The following is a 22,867-nucleotide window of genomic DNA, read 5'->3' as shown; positions in this document are numbered from 1 at the left end:
CCATGAACGAAGGGCATACCATGCATCGCACACCGACTCCGCGTTTCCGCCGCAGCCAACTGGCCGCCGCCGTCCTGGCACTGACCGCCGTCACCGCCTTTACCACGGGCCACGCCGCCCCCGCCGCCAAATACGCCTCGGCCAGCCACGCCCTCGGCACCACCACGCAGCTGCCGCGCGGCGTCACGCCCTTGCACTATGCGCTGTCGATCACGCCGGATGCCGCCGCCTCCACCTTCAAGGGCGCAGCCGCCATCAAGGTCGCCGTCGACGCGCCGACCAGCAGCATCACCTTCAATGCCCTGAACCTGGCGTTTGCCGGCGCCGCCATCGAAGGCGCGGGCGGCAGCAAGCAGGTGATGCGCAAGATCGATATCGATGCGGACAAGCAGACGGCTACCGTGCATTTCGCCCAGCCGCTGGCCAAGGGCGAGTACCTGTTGCGCATCGACTACAGCGGCAAGATCGGCACGCAGGCCACGGGCCTGTTCTCGCTCGACTACGACACGCCGCAAGGACGCCAGCGCGCGCTGTACACGCAGTTCGAAAATTCGGACGCGCGCAGCATGCTGCCATCATGGGATGAACCGGACTACAAGGCCACCTTCGCGCTGGACGTGATCGTCCCGAGCAGCCAGATGGCCGTCGGCAACATGCCGATCGCCAGCAGCGAAGACCTGGGCAATGGCACCAAGCACGTGCGCTTCGCCACCACGCCGCGCATGTCGACGTATCTGCTGTTCTTCGGCCTGGGCGACTTCGAGCGCGCCACGGCCATGAGCGACGGCACGGAAATTGGCGTCATCACGAAGAAGGGTGCGCTGGCGCAAAGCCGCTTCGCGCTCGACGAATCAGCCGCTCTGCTGCGCGAATACAACGATTATTTCGGCGTGCGCTACCCGCTGCCCAAGCTCGACAACATCGCCGCGCCGGGCCGCAGCCAGTTCTTCGGCGCCATGGAAAACTGGGGCGCCGTCTTCACCTTCGAATACGGCCTGCTGCTCGACCCGAGCATCTCGACGCAGACCGACAAGGAAAACATCTACACCACCCTGTCGCATGAAATGGCGCACCAGTGGTTCGGCGACCTGGTCACCATGCGCTGGTGGGACGACCTGTGGCTCAACGAAGGCTTTGCGTCGTGGATGGAAAGCCGCACGACGGAGCGTTTACACCCCGAGTGGAACACGGCCCTGTCCAACGTCGGCGGGCGCGAATCGGCCATGAGCCAGGATGCGCTGCGCACCACGCATCCGGTGGTGCAGCGCATCGCCACCGTGGAACAGGCCAGCCAGGCCTTCGACGGCATCACCTACCAGAAGGGCGAAGCGGTGATCCGCATGCTCGAAGCGTATGTCGGCGCCGACACGTGGCGCACGGCCGTGCGCAGCTACATGCGCAAGCATGCGTACGGCAATACGGTGTCGGACGACCTGTGGCGCGAAGTCGATGCGGCCGCAGGCAAGCCCGTCAGCGCCATCGCCCATGATTTTACCCTGCAGCCGGGCGTGCCGATGGTCACCGTGAGCGACGCCGTGTGCAGCAAGGGCAATACGCGCGTGACTCTGACGCAGACGGAGTTTTCCAAGGACCAGCCGGACAAGAAGCCGCTGTCGTGGAAAGTGCCGGTGATCGCCTCGACGGTCGGCAACGGCAAGCTGGCCAAGGTGGTGCTCAAGGATGGCAAGGCGACCCTGAACGTGCCCGGTTGCGGCGCCCTGCTGGTGAACGCGGGCCAGAGCGGCTACTACCGCACCCTGTACGCGCCAGCCGGCACGCGCGCGCTGGCGGGCAGCTTCGCGCGCCTGGCGCCGATCGACCAGCTGGGCTTGCTGGCAGACAGCCAGTCGCTGGGCATGGCGGGCTTGCAGGACCCGGCAGGCTTCCTGGAGCTGGTGAAAGCCACGCCGCTGTCGGCCGATCCGCAAGTGCTGGGCCGGGTGGCCGCTTCGCTGAACAGCCTGTATGAACAGTACGCGGGCGAGAGCGTGGAAAGCAAAGCGCGCCAGCAGGCTTTCGGCCGCTTCGCCATGGCGCGCCTGGCGCCGATGATGGCGCAGACGGGCTGGGAGGCGCGCGCCGGCGAAGCGTCGAGCGTGGCAACCCTGCGCGGCCGTCTGATTGCCATCCTCGGCGACATGGGCGAACCGGGCGTGATCGCGGAAGCGCGCCGCCGCTACGCGGCCAGCGAACAGGCAGGTGAGCAAAATCCGTCCGCCATGCCCGCGCCGCTGCGCCGCACCATCCTGGGCGTCGTGGCCCAGCATGCGGACGCCGCCACCTGGGAGCAGCTGCACGCCAAGGCGCGGCAGGAAAAGACGCCGCTGGTCAAGAACCAGCTGTACGACTTGCTGGCGTCGACCGACGATGCGGCCCTGGCGCAGCGCGCGCTGGCGCTGGCGCTGACGGATGAACCGGGCGTAACCAACAGCCCTGCCATGATCTCGCGCGTGTCGCGCACGCATCCGGAACTGGCCTTCGACTTCGCGCTGGCGCACCTGGAGCAAGTCAATGCGCGCATCGACGCCAGCTCGCGCAGCCGCTACTTCCCGCGCCTGGCGGCCGGTTCGGCGCAACCGGACATGATCGCCAAGCTGGAAGCGTATGCACAGGCCAACCTGCCGGCCGGCGCGCGCGGCGACGCCGACAGTTCCGTGGCCGGCATCAAGTACCGCATCAAGGTGCGCGCCGAGCGCCTGCCTGCCGTCGATGCGTGGCTGGCGAAGCAAACGGGTTAACTGGGGAGCAACCTTCCTCCCGGCGCCTGGCGCCGGGAGGAAGAAATCGCAGGCAAAAAAAAACCGGCTTCGCAAAGTGCGGTAGCCGGTTGAAACGCTGTATCAGAGCGCAGGGATAAAACGGAAAACACATGAAAAAGTGGAAATCGTGCCGGTCATTGAGGTGTCCGGCAACCTTGCGCCCGGGGTTTCCGTGCGCCATGTATCCACTATGCCAGTCCTTCCCTCGGGCAGGCTTAGGACTTCATTAAAGCCCCTGTATTTTCCCGCTTTTACCCCGCATGCCTTGCCATCGCAGCAATTTCACGCTGCGCCAGCCTGTCTGGTGCCGATGGTTGAGCTCACCGGCTAAGCTGTTGAGTCATGCCTGCATCCTATCGCTCCCGGAACGTAGTGACTTGCGCACCGCATGCTGTGTGCCAACGAAAGCATCATAACAGCGCCATATGACCGCCTTATGACGTAGCTCTAACATTGCACGCGCGCTGGCGCGCGGATCGCGTACCATTCCCCTATCGCCCTTGTTCCTGCCGCCCCATGTTCAGACTGAACCTTCGCACCGTTTTTTTGCTTGCCTGCGCCGTGCTGGCCGCCTGCACGCCCTTGCCGCCCGCCCCTGCCCCGGCTTCCACGCCGGCTACCCCTGCCGCCATGCCCAAGCCAGCGTGGCAGCGGCCAGGCGTGCAGCTGCTGCACATCGCGCCCGAAGAATCGCTGCTGACCATCACCGTGCGCCGTGGCGGCGCGCTGGCGCGGCTCGGGCATGACCACGTGGTGGCCAGCCGCAGCCTGCATGGCGTGGTGGCGCCCGCGCTGGGACGCGCGCAGTTCCGCTTCCGGCTCGACGCAATGAGCGTGGATGAAGCAAGCCTGCGCCAGGCGGCCGGCCTGACGACGGCGCCGTCGGCCGACGCCATCGCCGGCACGCGCCACAACATGCTGGTGCGCGTGCTCGAGGCGGAACGCTATCCGTGGGTGAGCATCGACGCCCGGCGCACGGGCGACAAGGAGGTGTTCGAGGCCGACATCACCCTGCATGGCGTGACGCGCACGCTGCGGCTGCCGGTGCGGGTCGAGCAAACGGCCGATGGCCGCCGCCTGCAGGCCAGCGGCAGCCTGCTATTAAAACAGAGCGACTTCGGCATCGTGCCCTTCTCCGTCCTGGGTGGCGCCATGGCCGTGCAGGATCAGATGGAGCTGGCGTTTCGCATTACCGCCCGGCAAGAGGTCAGCGCGCCAGGATCAGGCGCAAGCCCAGGCCGATGAAAATCGTGCCGGCCACCCGGTCCAGCCACAGGCCGGCGCGCGGGCGGCGGTTGAGCCACAGGCCGACGGCGCCGGAAAAATAGCCGAGCAGGCCAAACAGCACGCAAGCCTGCGCCGTGAAGACCAGGCCCAGCTGCGCCGTCTGCCAGCTGGCATTGCCCTGGCCCGCGACGATAAACTGCGGCAGGAACGACAGGAAAAACAGCACGACTTTCGGATTGATACTGTTGGCAAACAATCCCTTGCCGAACAGGCGCAGCAAGGATTCGTCGGGCAAGGCCGCCGCGCCATCGACTCTGGCGCCGCCGCGGCTACGCAAGGCGCCGATGCCCAGCCACACCAGATATAGCCCGCCGGCCACTTTCAGCGCCGTAAATGCCGTGGGCGAGGCGGCCAGCAGGGCCGACACGCCGATGGTCGCCAGCACCGTGTGCGTGAGGCAGCCAAGGGCGCAGCCCAGGCCGAACGCCATGCCCTGGCGACGCCCGCGCGACATGCCCACGCCCAGCACCATCAGGTTGTCGGGACCGGGACTGGCGGTGATCAAAACGGCGGCGGCCAGGAAGGCCAGGAACTGGTCGGGACTGAGCATGAATATCTCGCGGGCAAAGGCGCCATGATACCGGAGCGGACGCCATGCCGGCAGGACATGAAATTGCCGTATGTCACCGAGAGTCGATTAAAATGGGTACTCCACAGCAAACGGCGTTGCCGCCGGTTTCCGCGCGACCATCACCCAACCCATCGATGCCAGCCCACCCGCCCCTTTTGCGCCACCGCGCTTCCAGCTCCCGCGCCAGCGCCTGGCTATGCGGCTGGCCGCTGCTGTTCGGCCTGCTGCTCGGCCTGCTCGGCCTGCTGGGCCTGGCGGGCGCGGCGCAGGCGGATCCTTTGCCCCTGAGTAAGCAAGGCATCCAGCATCTGGGTAACGGTGGACAACTGTTTCTCGCCGGCGGTGACGCCGCGCCTGCCGACGCGGCCGCCCTGCCCGCCTGGCTGGCGCGCCAGCGTCCGGCTGAACAGGTCGACCTGCTCGGCGGCGCCTACTGGCTGCATGCACAGGTGCGCAACGACAGCAGCGAAGCGGCCTGGGTCATCGACCCGAACGACACCCTGATCGACCTGGTCGACCTGCACGTGTATGGCCCCGGACCGCACACGGCGCCGCGGACCTTGCTGACGGGCTACCAGCGCCCGCACGAGTATTTGCTGCACTACGGCAGGAACGTGCAGCTGGCGCCGGGCGCCACGTATGACATCCTGATCCGCTTTTCCAGCCCGTATTACGCGCGCGCCCCCCTGTTCGGCGTGAAAACGCAGCAGGACTACCGCAAGCTGGTGGGCAAGGAAAACTTCCTGATGGTGGCCTCGATCGGCGCCCTGTTGGCGCTGGGCCTGTTCAATTTTTTCATCTTTTCCATCACCCTGGAAAAAGCCTCGGCCTATTACGCGCTGTACGTGCTGACCTATGGCCTGGCCTGGGCCATGACTTTCCACGTCTTTGCCGACCTGTTCGACTGGCATAGGCTGCAGCTCCATTACGTGCCGTTTTTCCTGCTGCCCGTCTTCAGCACCCTGTTCTACATGCATTTTCTGCGCCTGCGCGACTACTCGCCCCTGCTGTACCGCATCAGCAAGGTCAACCTGGTGCTGCCCTTGCTGCTGCTGCCCAGCTGCTTCTTCGCCCTGTCGTATGCGCACACCCTGGCCACCATCGCCATCAGCATCTGGATGCTGCTGGCGCTCATCTGCGGCATCGTCGTCTGGTGCCGCGGCTATCAGCCGGCGCGCTTCTTCGTGCTGGCCTTCGTCGCCCTGATGCTGCCCGGCTTTCTGATCCTGCCGGCCAACCTGGGCCTGATGCCGGCCATGGTGGCCAACGCCCAGCTGGTCACCCTGCTCGGCGGCACGTTTGATGGCTTGCTGCTGGCCTTTGCCCTGGCCGACCAGATCCGATTGCTGCGCAACAACCTGGAACAGCGGGTGCAGGAACGCACCCTGGCGCTCACCCTCAGCAACGACGCCTTGCTGAAGGCCAAGGAGCACGCGGAAGTGGTCAGCCGCCACCGCATCGATTTTCTGTCCGCCATGAGCCACGACATCCGCACGCCGCTGGCTGGCGTGATCGGCATGCTGAAATTCGCCCTGCGCGACCAGTCCGTGCGTGGCCGCACGCAGGAATACCTGCGCATCGGCCTGCACAATGGCGTGTCGCTCCTGACCATCCTCAACGACATCCTCGATTTCTCGAAGATCGACGCGGGCAAGCTGACCCTGGAAACCGTGGACTTCGACTTGCTGGCGCTGATCGGCGACGCGGCCGGCATCGTGCAGGGCCAGGCCGACGCCAAGAGCCTGCTGCTGCGCCGCGAACTGGCGCTGGATCTGCCGCGCTACGTGCGCGCCGACCCGACGCGCCTGCGGCAAATCCTCATCAACCTGCTGGGGAATGCGCTGAAATTCACGGCCAATGGCGAAGTGCTGCTGGAAGTGCGGCGCGCCCGCACGCCGCCGCGCCACGACGGGCGCAGCGAGATCGAATTCATCATCAGCGATACGGGTACCGGCATCGACGCGGACACCTTGCCGCGCCTGTTCCAGAAATTCGAGCAGGCCGACCACTCCACCACGCGCCGCTACGGCGGCACGGGCCTGGGCCTGGCCATCTGCAAGGAACTGGTCGAACTGATGCAAGGCACGATCGGCGTGGAAAGCCGGGTCGGCATCGGCTCGCGCTTCCATTTCACCTTGCCGCTGACGCCGGGCAGCGCGCCGGCGGCCGACGCGCGCCGGCCGGCACGCCAGGCGCGCCACGCCTGCCGCCTGCGCATCCTGTGCGCCGAAGACGTGCGCACCAACCAGATCATCATCGGCACCCTGCTCGAAAGCATGGGGCATGCCGTGACCATCGTGGAAAACGGAGAACAGGCGCTGCGCGCGCTGGGCACGGAACCCTACGATTGCGTGCTGATGGATGGCCGCATGCCGCTGATGGATGGCGAACAGGCCGCACGCCTGATCCGCGACGGCGGCAACGCGCAATTCCCCATTCCCGACGCGCACATCCCCATCCTCGCGCTGACGGCCAACGCCAGCGAACATGACCGGCAACGCTACCTGGCTTGCGGCATGGACGATTTCCTCAGCAAACCCGTCGACGAAGCGCTGCTGTTCGAAAAAATCGACGCCCTCATCGACCTGCTGCTGGCGCGCGGCCAAGCGCTGCCGCCGGCCGCGCCCGTCGAAGATGACGCCCTGGCGCGCCAGTTCGGCCTGGACGACGCCAACGACGAGCCAACCGCGCCGGCCGATCCCATGACGGCGCCCGTGCACATTTTGCCGCTGGCAGGCCTGTCGCCGCAGCACTTGCAACGCATCGCGCAAGCGTTCCTGACGGAAGCACCACGGCGCCTGGACCTGGCCTGCCACGCCGTACGCGATGGCAACGCCAGCGCGGCCGCTGCCGCCTTCCACGCCTTGAAGGGCAGCGCCGGCTACCTGAGCCGCCCCACCCTGCACGGCCTGTGCCACCAGATGGAAACCCTGGCGTCGAACGGCCAGCTCGACAACGTGGAGCAGTTCCTGCCGCAGCTGCAGGCGGCACTCGATTCGGCGCGGCGCGACCTGGAAGCTCAGCCCGCCGGCTGAACCATCCAGCCCTGCGCTTGCAGCCACGCCAACAGCAGTTGCGGCCACGCGGCCGGCTCGCTGCCCGGCTTGCCCAGGCCCCAGCCATGGCCGCCGTGCTGGAACTGGTGCAGCTCGACGGGCACGCCCGCGCGGCGCAGCGCGGCCGCCATCAATGCACTGTTCTCGGGCGTCGACACGCGGTCGTCGAGCGCCTGCGCGATGAAGGTGGGCGGCGTGCGCGCATCGGCGTGCAATTCCACCGACAAGGCGTCGCGCGCCGCCTGCGCGGGATGGGCGCCCAGCAGCTGCTTTTTCGCATGTGTCGTGTCGAATGGACGCTGCATGGTCAGCACGGGGTACAGCAGCACGACGAAATCGGGCCGCGCGGAGACGCCATCGATCGCATCGACGGGCGCATAGCGGGGCGCGTCCGGCAGGACGGCCGTCATGCCGGCCAGGTGCGCGCCGGCGGAAAAGCCCAGCATGCCGATGCGCGCCGGGTCGATGCCCCATTCAGCCGCGCGCGCACGGATCACGTGCATGGCCCGCTGGCCATCCTGGAATGGCGCGGCCACCCCGCCGCCTTCGCGTGGCAAACGGTACACGAGCTCAAACGCCGTGACGCCGTGCGCCTGCAGCCAGTTGGCGGCGGGGCCGCTCTCCTTGCCCGCCTCGATATGCGCATAGCCGCCGCCGCTGACCACGAGCATGGCGATACCGTTCGGCTGCGCCGGGCGGTGCGCGATCAGATACGGTTGTTCCACCTGCGTGATGGAGCCTTTGGCGCTGTCGCGCTGCGGGCCCGGCGCCGCGCCACCGGGCGGCGCGCCGGGCCACAGGAATAGTGCGCCGGGTGGCGCGGCGCCCGCGTGCAGGTGGAGCAGGACCAGGCATACCAGCATCAGGCGTTTCATGCCTTGAAATCCGTCTCGCCCTGGATCACGGCCGGATAGCCCGTCATGGCGCGCGACGTCTGCATGCCCGCCATCACGGCCGCCTCGACGCAGCCCGCGTTGAGGCCCGTCCTGATCCAGTCGCCCGTCAGGAACAGGTTGGAAAAGCCCGACTGGTCGGTGGCCAGCCGGTACTGCGTGCTGCCCACCACCGACATCACGTAGCGCTCGGACGGGTCGACGTTGGCGCGCCAGTACTGGCTGTCGAAGCGGGCCGGCCCCGCCCCCTCTTTCGCATCGACCAGCCATTGCCACGGAAACGCGCCCGGCGCGCCCGCCTCGGGCCACAGCGCGCCGATCTCGCGTTCCAGCTGGTGCAGCGCGCCCTGCTTCGCCCTGGCCGCGCAGCGGGCGGGGAAGTCCGTGTCGGTGACGGGCGGGTAGCTGTCGACGGGGAAGGCGCTGCAAAAGTAGGAGACGTTTTTCGGCTCCAGCCCCGCCGGCCAGTCCTCGTGCGCCAATAACTGGTCCATCGGCGCCCACGTGTCGTACGGCTCCGTAAAAGCCGACAGCACCGGCTGCTGGCCCTTGGGCTGCGTGGTCCAGCCCATCTGCGCCAGGTTCTTGTTGAGCCACACCTGATAGGCCTGCGTGGCCACGGTTTTCACCTTGTCGGCCGCCAGTTGCAGGGCCGGGCTTTGCACCAGCAGTTGCGGGCACAGGGCTTGCAGCGAACCGATGGAAATACCGAACACCACCTTGTCGAAATCGACACCCTTCTTCAACACCGTGGCGGGCAGCGCGCGGCCGAACGCCTGCTGGTACTGCTGCGGCCAGCCGCTCCAGTACGATTCCAGGTTGACGTCCTGCGCCTGCAGCAGCGCGGCCTGGGCCGGTTCGATCTGCGCGTAATCGGGCGCGCTGGGCCAGCAAGCCAGGCCTTTCACGTCCACCAGCGGCGCGTAGCCGGCGGCCGGGTCCTTCAATTGCACCTGCTGCGTGATGCGGATGCTGGCTATGTCGCCCGCGCCCGGCACCAGTTCTTCCACGCGCTGGAAGAATTTGAATTCCACGCCCCTTTTCTTCAGCACTTCGTACAGCGGCGTAAAAATCGTGTCGCCCATGCCGGCCTGCATCTTGAACATGATGCCGCCCTTGTAGGCCAGGCCGATGCGCGCCATCGAGCGCAAGAGCGTCCCCGCCTCGATGTTCGGTTTCGAAAAATCGCCGCCTTCATAGGCGAAGACCAGGTCGTAAAAGCCGCGCACGGGCGCCGAGTTGACGCTGAACTGCTCGTCGCCGCCATGTTTTCGCAGCCAGGCGCGGAAATCGATGTCGTTGATGACGTCAAAGCCGTGCTTGAACACGCCATCCTCGAACATGCCTTTCATGACCGTGATGCCCAGGTCCAGGCAAATGAACAGGCGGCGCAATTCATCGTCGCCATCGATCAGGGCCCGGTAGCGCAGGCGCAGCCACGCGCGAATGCCGTTCAGGGTGCTGGCCAGCAGCTGGTGGCGCGCCTGGTCGTGGCGCGTGGAGTCGGGCGCCAGGTCAGCCACCAAGGCCGCCAGGGCGCCGACGGACAAGCCCACGTCCAGCCCCAGTTCGTCGGCCTGCCCCACCACTTCATCGGCCAGGCGGCGCAGCCAGCCCGGCCACACGCCCTCTCCCTGCGAGGCGCTGGCGCTGGCGCTGGCACTGGCACTGGCACGCTCTATGCGCGCGTCGGCGTCCGCCACTTGCCGGATCTGGCGTATCCACTGTTCGATCCAGCCCACCATGGCGATGGCCATCTGCCACAGGGTGATGTCTTCGCCGCCCTCGCCCGGTTCGCCCGGCAAGGTGGGAAAGACGATGGACCAGTTGCGCCACTTGCCCTTGACGTCCTCGGACAGGGCCACGTAATCGTGCTGCTTGAAAGCGTCGCGCCAGGTGGCCAGCGGCGCACCGGGCGGACGCTCCAGGCTGGCATACGCTTCCTTGATCATCTTGAAAGCGTTCGCGTAAAAGCCGAACCAGATGTGCAAGCCGTGCTCCTCGATGCGCTGGCCCACTTGCGCATTGCGCCCGCTGGCGCCCTTGCCGCCCAGGCGCCAGCCCAGTTGGTAGACGGTGATGGCGTGCCGGTTTTGCCAGCCCGGCTGGTTCGTCAAATAATACGCGGTGGTCATGGCCGCCACGCCGCCGCCGAGGATGGCGATCTTTTCCGGTGCGATGCGGGAATTGTCGACCAGCTCCTCGCCCGGCATGGCCGTGAAATCGAAGTTCACATTGAACGGCAAGATCGCCGCCTGCGGGCCCAGCCGCAAGCCCAGGGTCTGGTCCAGCGGGAAGCTGTCGAACGCGTGCAAGGTACATTCGTATTCATAGCCGAGCAGGCGCGCGCTGTGCAGGCGGTTGATCTCGGCCGGCGCGGCCACGAGGGCCTGGTACACGGCTTTCACGCCCGCGCTGTCGGGGAATTGTTTGAGGAAAATCTGGTCGATGCGGGGATTGCGCAGCAAGGACAAAATATCGGCCCAGCCGGCCTGATCCATGTCGAAGAAATCGGGAATGGACAGGAAAATCTGGAATGCCTGCTCGATGAGTTCCAGGAAACTGTTGATGGGTTTGTGCGGCCCCGTCTGCACGGTGGCGTTGACTTCCAGCAACGGGTGCAGCGCCAGTTTCGTTTCCGGCGAAAAATGCTGGAAACCCTTGGCGGCCACGGAGCAGCGCAGCGGCTCGCTGCCGGCCGCGGGAATTTCGTAGTCGCACAGGTATTTCGGATAGCCGAACAGTTCGCGCCCGTTAATCAGAGCCATCGCGTCATCGACGAAAATATGGCACGGGTACCAATAGATATGCGCGAGCTTGCCTGCGTCATCCATCTGGCCGACCATGATCCAGGTGACGATGTCGACTTCCGTGATCCAGCCCTTGGCCTGGTCAACGGGATTGGCGGAGTCCGCATGGTTGACGCGCGTAAAGGTCAGCATCACATACGGCGACAGGGCTTTCAGTGTCATCTTGCTGCCCGCCACCTGGTTCAGGGTGGTATTCACGGTCGCTTGCAGTTTCGCCAGGTCGCCCCGGACGAAATAGCCATACATTTCCGACTGTTTCAATTGCAGCGGCGAGTGCATCATCACCGAACCGCCCTGATAGATATACGAAGGTCTTGCCGAAGGTGTCGCCGTCATTGCCCTGTCCCCTTTAAGTTTCAGTCAAACAAGATTTCTACAGTGTATTTGAGAAAGATCAATGAATGATATGAAATAAATTAAAGGATTTGCCAAGATGCATAGGCTCATCCGGAAAGCTGCCTGCGCACAACGGCCGGGGCAAGTCCATGCCATCGGGTGTACGATGCAGCATCTTGAGCGTTACGAGCACCATGCCATGGCAATGATTACCACCGACTACGTTTCCACTTATTCAGGCAACCGTTTTTATCCCTTGCGCCCGCATATCGACAAGGTCGCCATCGAGGACATCGCCCACGGCCTCGCTTACCAGTGCCGCTTCAATGGACAGACGCAAGTGTTTTATTCGGTCGCCCAGCACAGCCTGATCGTCGCCGAACTGGTGCCGCCCCATTTGCGCCTGGCCGCCCTGCTGCACGACGCGGCCGAAGCCTACCTGGGCGACATGGTGAAACCCTTGAAAGTGCTGCTGCCGGAGTTTGCCGTGCTGGAAGACAAGGTCAGCGCCATCATCGCCGCCACCTATGGCCTGGACTTTTCCGATTACGCGCCCATCAAGCAGGCCGACCTGATTGCGCTGGCCACGGAAAAGCGCGACCTGATGCCGCACTCGGCCGAGCGCTGGGCTTACCTTGACGGCATCGCCCCCTTGCCCGGTATAATCGAAGCCATGGGTCCGGCCGAAGCCAAGCAGCGCTTCCTGCATGCGTTTGCCCAGCTGGGCGGGCTTGGCCTCGCTGCCTGAAGCCCTGCACCTGCCGCACGAACGGGCGCTAAGCTCCGGTTTTTGCACGGCTTTTTTAGATATCCACAGCAACTGTGGATAAAGTTGTTGATAAGCCCCTCTTGACAAGCCGCAACACCAGTATTGATGCGGGTTTCAACAATTTGCTGATTTCACAGGCAATTTTTTACCCCAATGAAATCAATGACTTGCAATCATGAATTTGCGCTTGAGCAAACTTACTCTGCCACCATGAAAATATATTTTTCTGTGCATAAGCATTCCTGGCGCCAGGGCGTCTTGCTTGAAGCGCATTGTTTTGACAAACCCCGCAGACTGGCATAGTGTGGAGTAGCGAGCACGATCAACGGTGGATAAACGCATGAACATGGATAGCGATAGCGCCGCCAAGGGGGCGGACGAACCGGACTGGCTGGTCGATGAGCCGCTGGAACGGACAGACGCGACGGCAGAGCCTGCCACCGCGGCGCCATGGCGCGTGCTGATTGTTGATGACGATGTCGACGTGCATGTGGTCACCAAGTTCGCCCTCAGCCAGGCCAGCTTCCAGGGGCGCCGGCTGAGCTTTTTGCACGCGTATTCGGGTGCCGAGGCCCTCAGCTTGCTGCGCGGCACGCCCGATATCGCTGTCGTGCTGCTCGATGTGATCATGGAAACCCAGGATGCCGGCCTGCAAGTGGCGCGCCAGGTCCGCGAAGAATTGCACAACAGCGCCGTGCGCATCATCCTGCGCACGGGCCAGCCCGGCCAGGCGCTCGAGCACCGCATCATCATCGACTACGACATCAACGATTTCTGGTGCAAGACCGACCTCACCACACGCAAGTTGTTTACCACCGTGATCGCCTCGCTGCGCACCTACGCCACCTTGCGCGAAGCGCAGCAGCAAGTCGCCGAACTGGCCGCCGCCCTGGCCCAGTGCGGCAACACGCCAGCGGCGCCAGCCGGCGGCACGCCCTGAGCATCGGCCGCTACTTTCAGTCATAAAAAACAAGAACACTGGATAGGCATACAGGCTTGCGGCATGCCCCATTTTGGCCCCTTTTTCCCGCCGATGGCGTGTGCTGAGCGGCGCTAATTTCCTAAGTGGCGGATTGTTAAGCGCTTTTTCAGATATCCACACGGACTGTGGATATCTTTGTGGATAAGGGCCTATTGACAGCCTTCAAAGCCACAGCCCATGCGGCTTTCAATAAACTGCCCAATCAAACAGCAAAAATAAAATCCATTAAAATCAAACACTTATAAACTCACACATAATCACAGGAAAATTATTTCGTCAATTTCGTTATCCCATCATTTGTGCATAACTGAGCCGTAATGATCAAAGCGACAACACCAGGCTAACGCTGCCGGCAACACAGTTGCCGTGCGGATATTCAATGCAGGCTCTGGCGGCGCTGCTCCGGGTGCAGCAGCACTCTCTCGATTAGTTCGGGGGCGACATTGTATGACTTCAGGTATTCCAGCGCGCACAAGGTGCTGAAGGCGGCCTGCACGGCAATGCCCAGATTGACGATATCGCACATCTTCTGGTCGATGCGCACATGGCGCACCACTGGTATGGCAGGCATGTGCAGCGTTTCTGTGGAATGAGGCATGATGGACAACTCCTGCGAAGGGGACGGAGGGGGAGACGGCGTAGCGGTGCGAACCGCGACAGCGCGGAAAGGGACAGTGCTCGTGTTGACGCTAAAAGTATTGCCGATAAACTCTCGATGTCAATGGCAGGGAAACATGAGCCACGGTTTTTTTCTTGCAGGCACAAGCGCTGCCGAAAGCGATGGACAAGCGCGAACGGCCACGGCGATAATCAGCTATGCCCTCACCCTCCTCCCTTCCGCCCGACCAGCCCCGTCCGCAACCCGCTTCGCTTGCCGACCTGTTCTTCTCGTTCACCTGGCTGGCCCTGCAAGGCTTTGGCGGCGTGCTGGCCGTGATCCAGCGCGAGATGGTCGAGCGCAAGCGCTGGCTGACGCAGGAAGAATTCCTGGAAGACTGGGCCGTGGCGCAAATCATGCCCGGGCCGAATGTCGTCAACCTGTCGCTGATGGTGGGCGGGCGCTATTTCGGCTTGAAGGGCGCGCTGACGGCGCTGGCCGGCATGCTGGCCGCGCCCCTCATCATCGTGCTGGTGCTGGGTGTGCTGTACACGCGCTTTGGCGACAACCCGCAGATGGCGGGCGCCTTGCGTGGCATGGCGGCCGTGTCGGCCGGCATGATCGCCGCCACGGGCGTGAAACTGGCGACCGCGCTGACCAAGCATCCGCTGCCCCTGTGGCTGACCTTGTCCATCACCGTGCTGGGCGTGCTGATGGTGGCGATCTTGCGCTGGCCCCTGCTGTACATCCTGCTGGGCCTGGGCGGCATCGGCTGCCTGCTCACCTATCGAAAGCTGTCCCCATGAATCCGCCCCTGCAACTGGTGTTGAGCACGGGCGACTGGCTGAACCTGTTCGGCCACTACCTGATGCTGTCGCTGATGTCGATCGGCGGCGCCATTTCCACCACTTCCGAAATGCACCGTTTTCTCGTCGAGCAGCATGGCTGGCTGACGCAGGCGCAATTCAACGAGTCGATCGCCATCGCCCAGGCCGCGCCGGGCCCGAACGTGCTGTTCGTCGCCCTGATGGGCTGGAACGTGGGCATGAACGCGGGCAGCTACACGGCCGCCTACCTGGGCGTGTTCATCACCATGGTGGGCATCATGCTGCCCAGCACCACCCTCACCTACGTGGCTGCCCAGTGGGGCTACCGCAACCGCGACCTGCTCCCCGTGCGCGCCTTCAAGCAAGGCATGGCGCCCATCGTCGTCGCGCTCCTGATTTCCACCGGCATGATTTTGGGCGGCGCCAACCATGACATCCGCACCGACTGGCCCCTGTGGAGCCTGTCCATCGTGGCTGGCATGATCATCTGGCGCACGAAGATCCATTTGCTGTGGCTGCTGGCGGCAGGGGCCGTGCTAGGCTGGTACCAGCTCGTCTGACCTTACACGGCCAGGTGCCGTTTTACCTCGTCACCATCCATCTGCGCCGCCGGTCCGCTGGCGACGACACTGCCGCGCGACAGGACGATGAATTCGTCGGCCAGCTCGCGGGCGAAATCGAAATATTGTTCGCATAGCACGATGGCCATGTCGCCGCGCTGTTTCAGCAAGGAAATGACCCTGCCGATATCCTTGATGACGGACGGCTGAATACCCTCCGTCGGCTCGTCGAAGATGATTAATTGCGGCTCGGCCAGCAGGGCGCGGGCGATGGCCAGCTGCTGCTGTTGTCCGCCGGACAAATCGCCGCCGCGCCGCTGCAGCATCTCTTTGAGCACCGGAAACAGTTCATACACGTGGGGATCGATGCGCGACGCTTGCCTGCCCCGCTTCACCGCCATGCCCATCAGCAAGTTTTCCTCGACCGTCAAACGCGCAAAGATGTCGCGCCCCTGCGGCACGTAAGCGATGCCCAGCTTGGCTCGCGCATGCGGCGCCAGCCTCGTGATGTTGCGCCCCTGGAACACCACCGTGCCCTGCGCCACGGGCAGCACGCCCATCAGGCATTTCAGCAAGGTCGTCTTGCCCACGCCATTGCGGCCCAGCAAAGCCAGACACTCGCCCTTGCGCGCCGACAGATTGATGCCGCGCAAGGTGTGCGAGGAACCATAGTATTGATTCAATTGCTCGACTTCCAGCATATGTATTCACCTTCCCAGATAGACTTCGATGACGCGCTCGTCGGCCTGCACTTCGTCCATGCGGCCCTGCGCCAGCACGGACCCTTCATGCAGCACGGTGACGATGCCTTGCTGGGCAATGTCCGTGACAAAACCCATGTCGTGCTCGACCACCATGATCGAATGCTTGCCGCGCAACTCATTGAGCAATTCCGCCGTGCGCGCCGTTTCCGCATCCGACATGCCGGCCACGGGTTCGTCCAGCAAGATCAGCTGCGGCTCCTGCATCAGCAGCATGCCGATTTCCAGCCACTGCTTTTGCCCGTGCGACAGCAAACCGGCCGGCCGCGCCTCGTGGCCGTTGAGGCGGATCAGGCGCAAGATGGCTTCGATCTTGCCTGCCTGCTCCGAGCTTAAACGCGCAAACAGGGTGGGCGCCACGCGCTTGTCCATCTTCATCGCCAGTTCCAGGTTATCGAACACCGTGTGCTGCTCGAACACGGTGGGGCGCTGGAACTTGCGGCCAATGCCCGCGTGGGCGATTTGCGCTTCCGTCATGGTGGCCAGGTTCATGGTCTGGCCGAACCAGGCCGTGCCGGACGTGGGCCGCGTCTTGCCGGTGATCACATCCATCATCGTCGTCTTGCCCGCGCCATTCGGACCAATGATACAGCGCAACTCGCCCACGGAAATATCGAGACTGAGCTTGTTGATGGCCTTGAAGCCATCGAAGGACACGCTGATGTCTTCCAGGTAGAGGATGGCGCCATGCGTCGTATCGACGCCCTCGCTTTTCACGCGCGAATACGTGGGGCCAGCTTCCGCGCTGGCCATGCCGGGCAACATGCGGATGCTCATGCGCCCTCCTCTGCCACGACGGCCATTTTTTTGCGTTTGAGCTTGCTCAACACGCCGAGCATGCCTTGCTGCATGAACAGGGTCACGACGATGAACAGCAAGCCCAGCGCGAACAGCCACAGTTCCGGCAAGGCGGCCGTGAACCAGCTTTTCAAGCCGTTGACGGTGAAGGCGCCCAGGATGGGACCGATCAAGGTACCCCGTCCGCCGACTGCCACCCACACGACCATTTCAATGGAATTGGCTGGCGACATTTCGGACGGGTTGATGATGCCCACCTGCGGCACGTACAGGGCGCCAGCGATGCCGCACAGCACGGCCGACAAGGTCCAGACGAACAGCTTGAACCACAGCGGGTTGTAGCCGAGGAACATCAGCCTCGCTTCGCTGTCACGCACGCCCTGCAGTACCCTGCCCAGTTTCGAGCGGACGATGGCGCGCGCGCCGATCAAGGCGGCCAGCAGGAACGCCAGGGTCAGCAGGAACAGCACGGCCCGGGTGGCGGGCGCCGTGATGCTATGGCCCAATATCGTCTTGAAATCCGTGAACCCGTTGTTGCCGCCAAAGCCGGTGTCATTGCGGAAGAACAAGAGCATGAAGGCATACGTCATCGCTTGCGTGATGATGGAAAAATACACGCCCTTGATGCGCGAGCGAAACGCAAAATAGCCAAAGACAAAAGCCAGCACGCCGGGCACCAGCACGACAAGCGCCATGCAGTACCAGAAATGTTCCGTAAACGCCCAGTACCAGGGATAGGTTTTCCAGTCGAGAAAGACCATGAAATCGGGCAAGCTGCTGTGGTACTGGCCCTGGTCGCCGATGGCGCGCATCAGATACATGCCGTGCGCATACGCGCCCAGCGCAAAGAACACGCCATGGCCCAGGGACAGGATGCCCGTGTAGCCCCAGACGAGGTCCAGCGCCAGCGCGGCCAGCGCGTAACACATGAACTTGCCCACCAGCGCCACCGTGTAGGCGGACACGTGCAGCGCATGGCCTTCGGCAAACGTCAGATTAAACATCGGCAATAGCGCTGCCAGCAGCGTGCAGGCGGCAATGGCCAGCCAGACGGGCCGCGTGAACAGGCCCTGCTTTATCGGATAGGAGGTAGTCATTCGACGCTGCGTCCCTTCATGGCAAACAGGCCCTGCGGCCGGCGCTGGATGAAAATGATGATGAACACGAGAATGGCGATCTTCGCCAGCACGGCGCCCGCCACCGGTTCGAGGAATTTGTTCACTTCACCCAGGCCCAGCGCGGCGATCACGGTGCCGGCCAGTTGGCCCACGCCACCCAGCACCACCACCATGAAGGAATCGACGATGTAGCTTTGGCCCAGGTCCGGTCCCACATTGCCCAGCTGCGACAAGGCCACGCCACCCAGGCCCGCGATGCCGGAACCGAGGCCGAAGGTCAGCATGTCGACCTTGCCCGTGGCCACGCCTACGCAATCGGCCATGCGGCGGTTTTGCGTGACGGCCCGCACGAACAGGCCCAGGCGTGTCTTGTTCAAAATCAACCACACGGCCACCACGACAACGACGGCAAAGCCGATGATGGCGAGGCGGTTATACGGCAGCACGAGGCCGCCCAGCACGGTGACGCCGCCCGACATCCAGGCCGGATTGGCCACTTCCACGTTTTGCGCGCCAAAGATCGTGCGCACGGCCTGCATGAGGATCAGGCTAATGCCCCAGGTGGCCAGCAGGGTTTCCAGCGGCCGCCCGTACAGCCAGCGGATCACCGTGCGCTCGAGCGCCACGCCCACCAGCCCGGCGACGAGGAAGGCGGCCGGTAGCGCCGCCAGCAGGTACGCATCCTGCAGGCCAGGCAGGAAGTTGCGGAAGAACAGCTGGCACAGATACGTCGTGTAAGCGCCTATCATCAGCAATTCGCCATGCGCCATGTTAATGATGCCCATCAAGCCAAACGTGATGGCCAGCCCCAAGGCGGCCAGCAGCAGCACGCTGCCCAGAGAGATGCCGTAAAACACATTGCCAGCGAATTCCATGCGCGCCACTCGTCCCTTGATCTGGCGCATAGTCTCGATGGCGGCCAGCTGCACGGCTTCGTCGGGCTCGCCCCCTTTGTCCAGCATGGCTTGCAGCACGGGCAGCAGCCGGGCATCGCTGCTGCCGGCCAGCGCCTGCACAGCTTGCTTGCGTGTGGCCGCATCGGGCGCATGCAGGTTGGCGCTGGCGATCAGCACTTGCAATAGTTGTTTAATTTCAGCATCGTTTTCCCGCCCCAGCGCCGTGCGGATCAAGGGGATTTGCGCGGGATCGACCGCCTTTTGCAAGGCTTGCGCGGCAGCCAGGCGCGTGCTCCGCTCGGAAGCCAGCAGCTTCAACCCCGAGAGAGCGCCCGCCACGGCCGAGCGCAAGCGGTTGTTGACCATCACGCCATCGATGCCTTCCGGCAGCGGCACGTTCTGGCCGCTTGCCGGGTCAACCGCCTGCTCGCCATCGACGATATACACCTTGCCGTCGGGCGCGGCGTACAAGGCGTCGTCCTGCAGCGCTTGCAGCACCTTGGCCGCTTCGGGCGTGGCCAGGGCGGCGATCTGGGCCACGGCGGCGACCCTGGCGTCGGGGTCGTCGCCGGATAGCGGTTTGAGCAGATCGGGAGGGATGGCTGCCTGCGCCAACGGGGAGAACAGCAGGCAGGCGAGGACCAGCAGTTTGGGGAAGAGCTGCATGCGCATGGAGTCCTTTTATTGAAACAGATGTCTTGATGGACATCCTTACCCCCAAGGCAAGGACAGGGGTCAGACCCGGCGGGTCTGACCCCAGCTCTTTGCCTGGGGTTGCGATGACGATTCGACGCGCAAGCTTCTACAACTTCTGCTTGCCCTCATTCCCTTTGATAAACGGGCTCCACGGCTGGGCGCGTATCGGTTCCTTGGTTTTCCACACGACATTGAATTGCCCATCGGCCTTGATCTCGCCGATCATCACGGGCTTGTGCAGGTGGTGATTGGTCGCATCCATGGTCAGGGTGAAGCCCGACGGCGCCTTGACGCTCTGGCCAGCCATGGCGGCGATCACCTTGTCGGTATCGGTCGATTTCGCCTTTTCCACGGCTTGCGCCCACATGTGGATGCCGACATAGGTCGCTTCCATCGGGTCGTTCGTCACGACCGAACCCGCGTTCGGCAACTTTTGCGCCACGGCATAGGCTTTCCACTGCTTGATGAAGGCGGCATTCACGGGATTCTTGACGGACTCGAAATAATTCCACGCCGCCAAGTGGCCAAGCAAGGGCTTGGTATCGATGCCGCGCAACTCTTCCTCGCCCACGGAAAACGCGACGACGGGCACGTCCGTGGCTTTCAAGCCCGCATTGCCCAGTTCCTTGTAGAACGGCACGTTCGAATCGCCATTGATGGTGGAAATGACGGCCGTCTTGCCGCCCGTGGAAAACTTCTTGATGTTGGCGACGATGGTTTGATAGTCGGCATGGCCGAACGGCGTGTAGACCTCGCTGATATCGCTATCCTTGACGCCCTTGCTTTTCAGGAAGGCGCGCAGGATCTTGTTGGTGGTGCGCGGATACACGTAATCCGTGCCCAGCAGCACGAAGCGCTTGGCGCCGCCGCCATCCTTGCTCATCAGGTATTCCACGGCGGGGATCGCCTGCTGGTTCGGCGCAGCGCCCGTATAAAACACGTTCTTTTCCAGCTCCTCGCCCTCGTATTGCACCGGGTAAAACAGCAGGCTGTTGAGCTCCTTGAACACCGGCAAGACCGACTTGCGCGACACGGACGTCCAGCAGCCAAACACGACGGCGACCTTGTCCTGCGCCACCAACTGGCGCGCTTTTTCCGCGAACAAGGGCCAGTTCGACGCCGGGTCGACGACGACGGCTTCCAGCTTCTTGCCCAGCACGCCACCCTTGGCATTGATTTCGGCAATCGTCATCAGCGCCACATCCTTGAGCGACGTTTCGGAAATGGCCATGGTGCCGGACAGCGAGTGCAAAATGCCCACCTTGATCGTATCGGCGGCCAGGGCTGCCTGCATGTAAGTGGACGTGGCCAGGGCCAGTGCGCCGGCGGCGGCCGCTTTCAGGATGATGCGTCGTGACATGGGGACTCCTGTGATGGGTTCGTGGGGTCAAAGCTGGGCATACGATGTTGTTAAAGCAGAATGCATGCCAGCACCAGCAGGTGTCCGCCATGGTGCACGCGGCTTTTGCCGCACGAAAAAAAACCTGGCTGCACAAGGACTGTGCAGCCAGGTTTCAAATTGCCGTAAAACGGTGCGCCGGACGCAACAATTCCGGCATCAATCCTTGCGCGGCGCTCCACGCAGGCGGCGCCAGCCCTTGCGTCCCAGCGGGAACAGCAGCACGAAAGCGATCAGCCACGGCAGAATGTACGCCATGGCCGTGATGGCGTTGGCCACGCCTTCCGACAGGTTTTCCGTAAAATTGCCCAGCGCGCGCTTGACGGGCCGCCAGAACGATTGCTTGCCTTCAGCACTGATGACGACGTTCAGCAAGTCCGTGTCTATGCGCTGCATCAACAGCGCATTGGCCGCCGTCGCCTGCTCCAGCTCCACTTGCACGGTGGCCAGTTCCTTGCTCACCTTGATCAGGGCATCGACGTTCGTACCCGAACGCTTTTCCAGGTCTTGCAATTGCGCCTGGTATTGCTTGAGCATTTCCAGGCGTTTCTTGCTATCGAGCACAGGACGGCCCAGGTCTTCCACCTTGGTGCCCTGGCTGGTGACGTCGCCTTCGGCCGCGACCAGCGCGACGAGCTTCTTGATGCCGGCCGGCTTGGCGCGCATGCTGATGCGCGCATGCACATAGCGGCCGCTGTCGACGCTGGAATCGAGCAGCAGACAGCCGTTTTCCGTGTCGGCCTTGCAGGCGGCGACAACTTTTTCATACAGGGGCCGCACTTGCGCCTCATTCGTGTCGACGCTGACATTATGTTCATAGGCAAGAAACTCGCTGCCCTTTTCCTTGCCCTCAAGGCGCGCGGCGCTCGATTGCCCGCCGCTCTCGCCCTTGCTGCCGCAACCGGCCAGCAACATCAGGCCGATCAGGCCAATACAGATTTTTTTCATGATTTCTTTCTTTGGATTATTTTTGCAGAGGCAACAATTCGATATCGGGCAAGTGCGCCGCCACGTCCTGCACCGTCGCATGGCCGGTCAGGGACGCCACCACCTGCGGCAGCGGTTCCGCCCAGATTTCCGGCAAGTCGCGTTCCTCCGGCGCCAGCACGGGAAAGGCCAGCTGCTCGCGCGGCGGCGTGAAAGCGGCCGCGACGCCAGGCTTGTTGCCGCGCGCATCGACGCGGTACCAGCCAAACTCCTGCAGGTACACGGCGTTCAAGCCATGCAGGCAAAACGGCGGCCCCACTTCGCCGATGGCCAGGCGCTGGTAGCACAGGCCGGCAGGAATGCCGTTGGCGCGCAGCAATGCGGCCAGCAAATGGCTCTTCGCATAACAGTATCCCGTGCCATGCTGCAAGACGTCGGAAGCGCGGCAAGTGACGGGATTGCGCTGGTAGTCCCAGCTGTGGGCCACCTCGTCGCGCACGAAGGCAAAGCAGCGGGCCGCGATGGCCGCGTCGCCCACCGCGCCTGCCGCCAATGCGGCTGCCTTGGCGCGCACGGCCGGATGGTCGCTGTCGATATACAGGCTGCTGGCTAGATATATGGAAAAGTCGGTAGACATGGCATCGAGGTCATGCAAAAAGATAATGCGCGATTCTAGTCGAAGCGGCATGAAATCGAGCGTTTCCTTGCGCAGGAACAAAGAAAATCCGCTCGTCAGGCTCTCTGCGCGGGGGGCGGCGACTTTGGCGCCGGCCCGGTAGCTGGTATCATGCGGGCAAACGCAACCGGCCACATAGACCCGGCAC

Annotated in this window: 17 protein-coding genes and 1 pseudogene; 7 read left to right on the top strand and 11 right to left on the bottom strand. The window is 63.6% G+C overall.

Annotation, left to right across the window (positions count from 1 at the left end):
• Positions 1-20 precede the first annotated feature (20 nt).
• Together HWE17_RS08400 and HWE17_RS08395 are read left to right on the top strand one after the other, a co-directional pair.
• Complete coding sequence (locus HWE17_RS08400; RefSeq protein ID WP_176388455.1) at positions 21-2,738, top strand: M1 family metallopeptidase; 2,718 nt, start codon at positions 21-23, stop codon at positions 2,736-2,738.
• Positions 2,739-3,275: 537 nt separating this feature from the next.
• Positions 3,276-4,004 (top strand): YceI family protein, encoded by a 729-nt coding sequence (locus HWE17_RS08395; protein WP_255206160.1) that lies wholly within the window; start codon positions 3,276-3,278, stop codon positions 4,002-4,004.
• Here the strand turns inward: HWE17_RS08395 and HWE17_RS08390 are convergent.
• Positions 3,967-4,596, bottom strand: a complete 630-nt coding sequence (locus tag HWE17_RS08390; protein ID WP_034754929.1) for a LysE family translocator — start codon at positions 4,594-4,596, stop codon at positions 3,967-3,969. The genes HWE17_RS08395 and HWE17_RS08390 overlap by 38 nt on opposite strands.
• A gap of 155 nt (positions 4,597-4,751) precedes the next feature.
• On the opposite strand from HWE17_RS08390, the gene HWE17_RS08385 reads away from it, so the two are divergent.
• Entirely contained in the window at positions 4,752-7,652 is a 2,901-nt protein-coding gene (locus HWE17_RS08385; protein ID WP_255206159.1) for a hybrid sensor histidine kinase/response regulator, read from the top strand.
• On the opposite strand, the pseudogene HWE17_RS08380 reads toward HWE17_RS08385, so the two are convergent.
• A pseudogene (locus HWE17_RS08380) lies at positions 7,637-8,416 on the bottom strand (alpha/beta hydrolase); the annotation flags it as partial. The gene HWE17_RS08385 and the pseudogene HWE17_RS08380 sit on opposite strands and share 16 nt — an antisense overlap.
• Positions 8,417-8,544: 128 nt before the next feature.
• A complete protein-coding gene (locus HWE17_RS08375; protein ID WP_255206158.1) occupies positions 8,545-11,712 on the bottom strand; it encodes an FAD/NAD(P)-binding protein in 3,168 nt (1,055 codons plus the stop codon).
• Between the two features lie 199 nt (positions 11,713-11,911).
• On the opposite strand from HWE17_RS08375, the gene HWE17_RS08370 reads away from it, so the two are divergent.
• Positions 11,912-12,460 (top strand): phosphohydrolase, encoded by a 549-nt coding sequence (locus HWE17_RS08370; RefSeq protein WP_099400530.1) that lies wholly within the window; start codon positions 11,912-11,914, stop codon positions 12,458-12,460.
• A gap of 361 nt (positions 12,461-12,821) precedes the next feature.
• Positions 12,822-13,421 carry a hypothetical protein gene (locus HWE17_RS08365; protein WP_255206157.1) on the top strand — a complete coding sequence of 200 codons (600 nt, stop codon included), beginning with the start codon at positions 12,822-12,824 and terminating at the stop codon, positions 13,419-13,421.
• A gap of 418 nt (positions 13,422-13,839) precedes the next feature.
• On the opposite strand, the gene HWE17_RS08360 is transcribed toward HWE17_RS08365, so the two are convergent.
• Positions 13,840-14,034, bottom strand: coding sequence for a hypothetical protein (locus HWE17_RS08360; protein ID WP_255206156.1), 195 nt, complete (start codon positions 14,032-14,034; stop codon positions 13,840-13,842).
• A gap of 245 nt (positions 14,035-14,279) precedes the next feature.
• Between HWE17_RS08360 and HWE17_RS08355 the strand changes: the two genes are divergently transcribed.
• Together HWE17_RS08355 and HWE17_RS08350 are read left to right on the top strand one after the other, a co-directional pair.
• Entirely contained in the window at positions 14,280-14,867 is a 588-nt protein-coding gene (locus tag HWE17_RS08355; protein WP_176388452.1) for a chromate transporter, read from the top strand.
• A complete protein-coding gene (locus tag HWE17_RS08350) occupies positions 14,864-15,448 on the top strand; it encodes a chromate transporter (RefSeq protein WP_176388451.1) in 585 nt (194 codons plus the stop codon). The genes HWE17_RS08355 and HWE17_RS08350 overlap by 4 nt, the downstream gene beginning before the upstream one ends.
• 2 nt (positions 15,449-15,450) lie before the next feature.
• On the opposite strand, the gene urtE is transcribed toward HWE17_RS08350, so the two are convergent.
• The 7 genes from urtE to HWE17_RS08315 all read right to left on the bottom strand — a co-directional run bounded on the left by urtE (position 15,451) and on the right by HWE17_RS08315 (position 22,680).
• Entirely contained in the window at positions 15,451-16,149 is a 699-nt protein-coding gene (gene urtE / locus HWE17_RS08345; RefSeq protein ID WP_176388450.1) for an urea ABC transporter ATP-binding subunit UrtE, read from the bottom strand.
• Positions 16,150-16,155: 6 nt separating this feature from the next.
• Entirely contained in the window at positions 16,156-16,986 is an 831-nt protein-coding gene (urtD, locus tag HWE17_RS08340; protein WP_176388449.1) for an urea ABC transporter ATP-binding protein UrtD, read from the bottom strand.
• The gene (gene urtC, locus HWE17_RS08335; RefSeq protein ID WP_176388448.1) at positions 16,983-18,104 is read right to left on the bottom strand and encodes an urea ABC transporter permease subunit UrtC; all 1,122 of its coding nucleotides are present in this window, start codon (positions 18,102-18,104) and stop codon (positions 16,983-16,985) included. Before urtC ends, urtD begins: the two co-directional genes overlap by 4 nt.
• On the bottom strand, positions 18,101-19,687 hold the full coding sequence (gene urtB / locus HWE17_RS08330) for an urea ABC transporter permease subunit UrtB (protein WP_176388447.1): 1,587 nt from the start codon (positions 19,685-19,687) through the stop codon (positions 18,101-18,103). Before urtB ends, urtC begins: the two co-directional genes overlap by 4 nt.
• A 136-nt stretch (positions 19,688-19,823) precedes the next feature.
• The gene (gene urtA / locus HWE17_RS08325) at positions 19,824-21,077 is read right to left on the bottom strand and encodes an urea ABC transporter substrate-binding protein (RefSeq protein WP_176388446.1); all 1,254 of its coding nucleotides are present in this window, start codon (positions 21,075-21,077) and stop codon (positions 19,824-19,826) included.
• 198 nt (positions 21,078-21,275) lie between these two features.
• Positions 21,276-22,064 carry a DUF4349 domain-containing protein gene (locus HWE17_RS08320; RefSeq protein WP_176388445.1) on the bottom strand — a complete coding sequence of 263 codons (789 nt, stop codon included), beginning with the start codon at positions 22,062-22,064 and terminating at the stop codon, positions 21,276-21,278.
• Between the two features lie 16 nt (positions 22,065-22,080).
• Positions 22,081-22,680, bottom strand: coding sequence for a transglutaminase family protein (locus tag HWE17_RS08315; RefSeq protein ID WP_176388444.1), 600 nt, complete (start codon positions 22,678-22,680; stop codon positions 22,081-22,083).
• Positions 22,681-22,867 lie beyond the last annotated feature (187 nt).

The organism is Janthinobacterium sp. BJB401 (assembly GCF_013372745.1).
In the GTDB taxonomy this organism is placed as follows: domain Bacteria; phylum Pseudomonadota; class Gammaproteobacteria; order Burkholderiales; family Burkholderiaceae_D; genus Janthinobacterium; species Janthinobacterium rivuli.
This window is presented reverse-complemented; position numbering and strand designations above follow the sequence as displayed.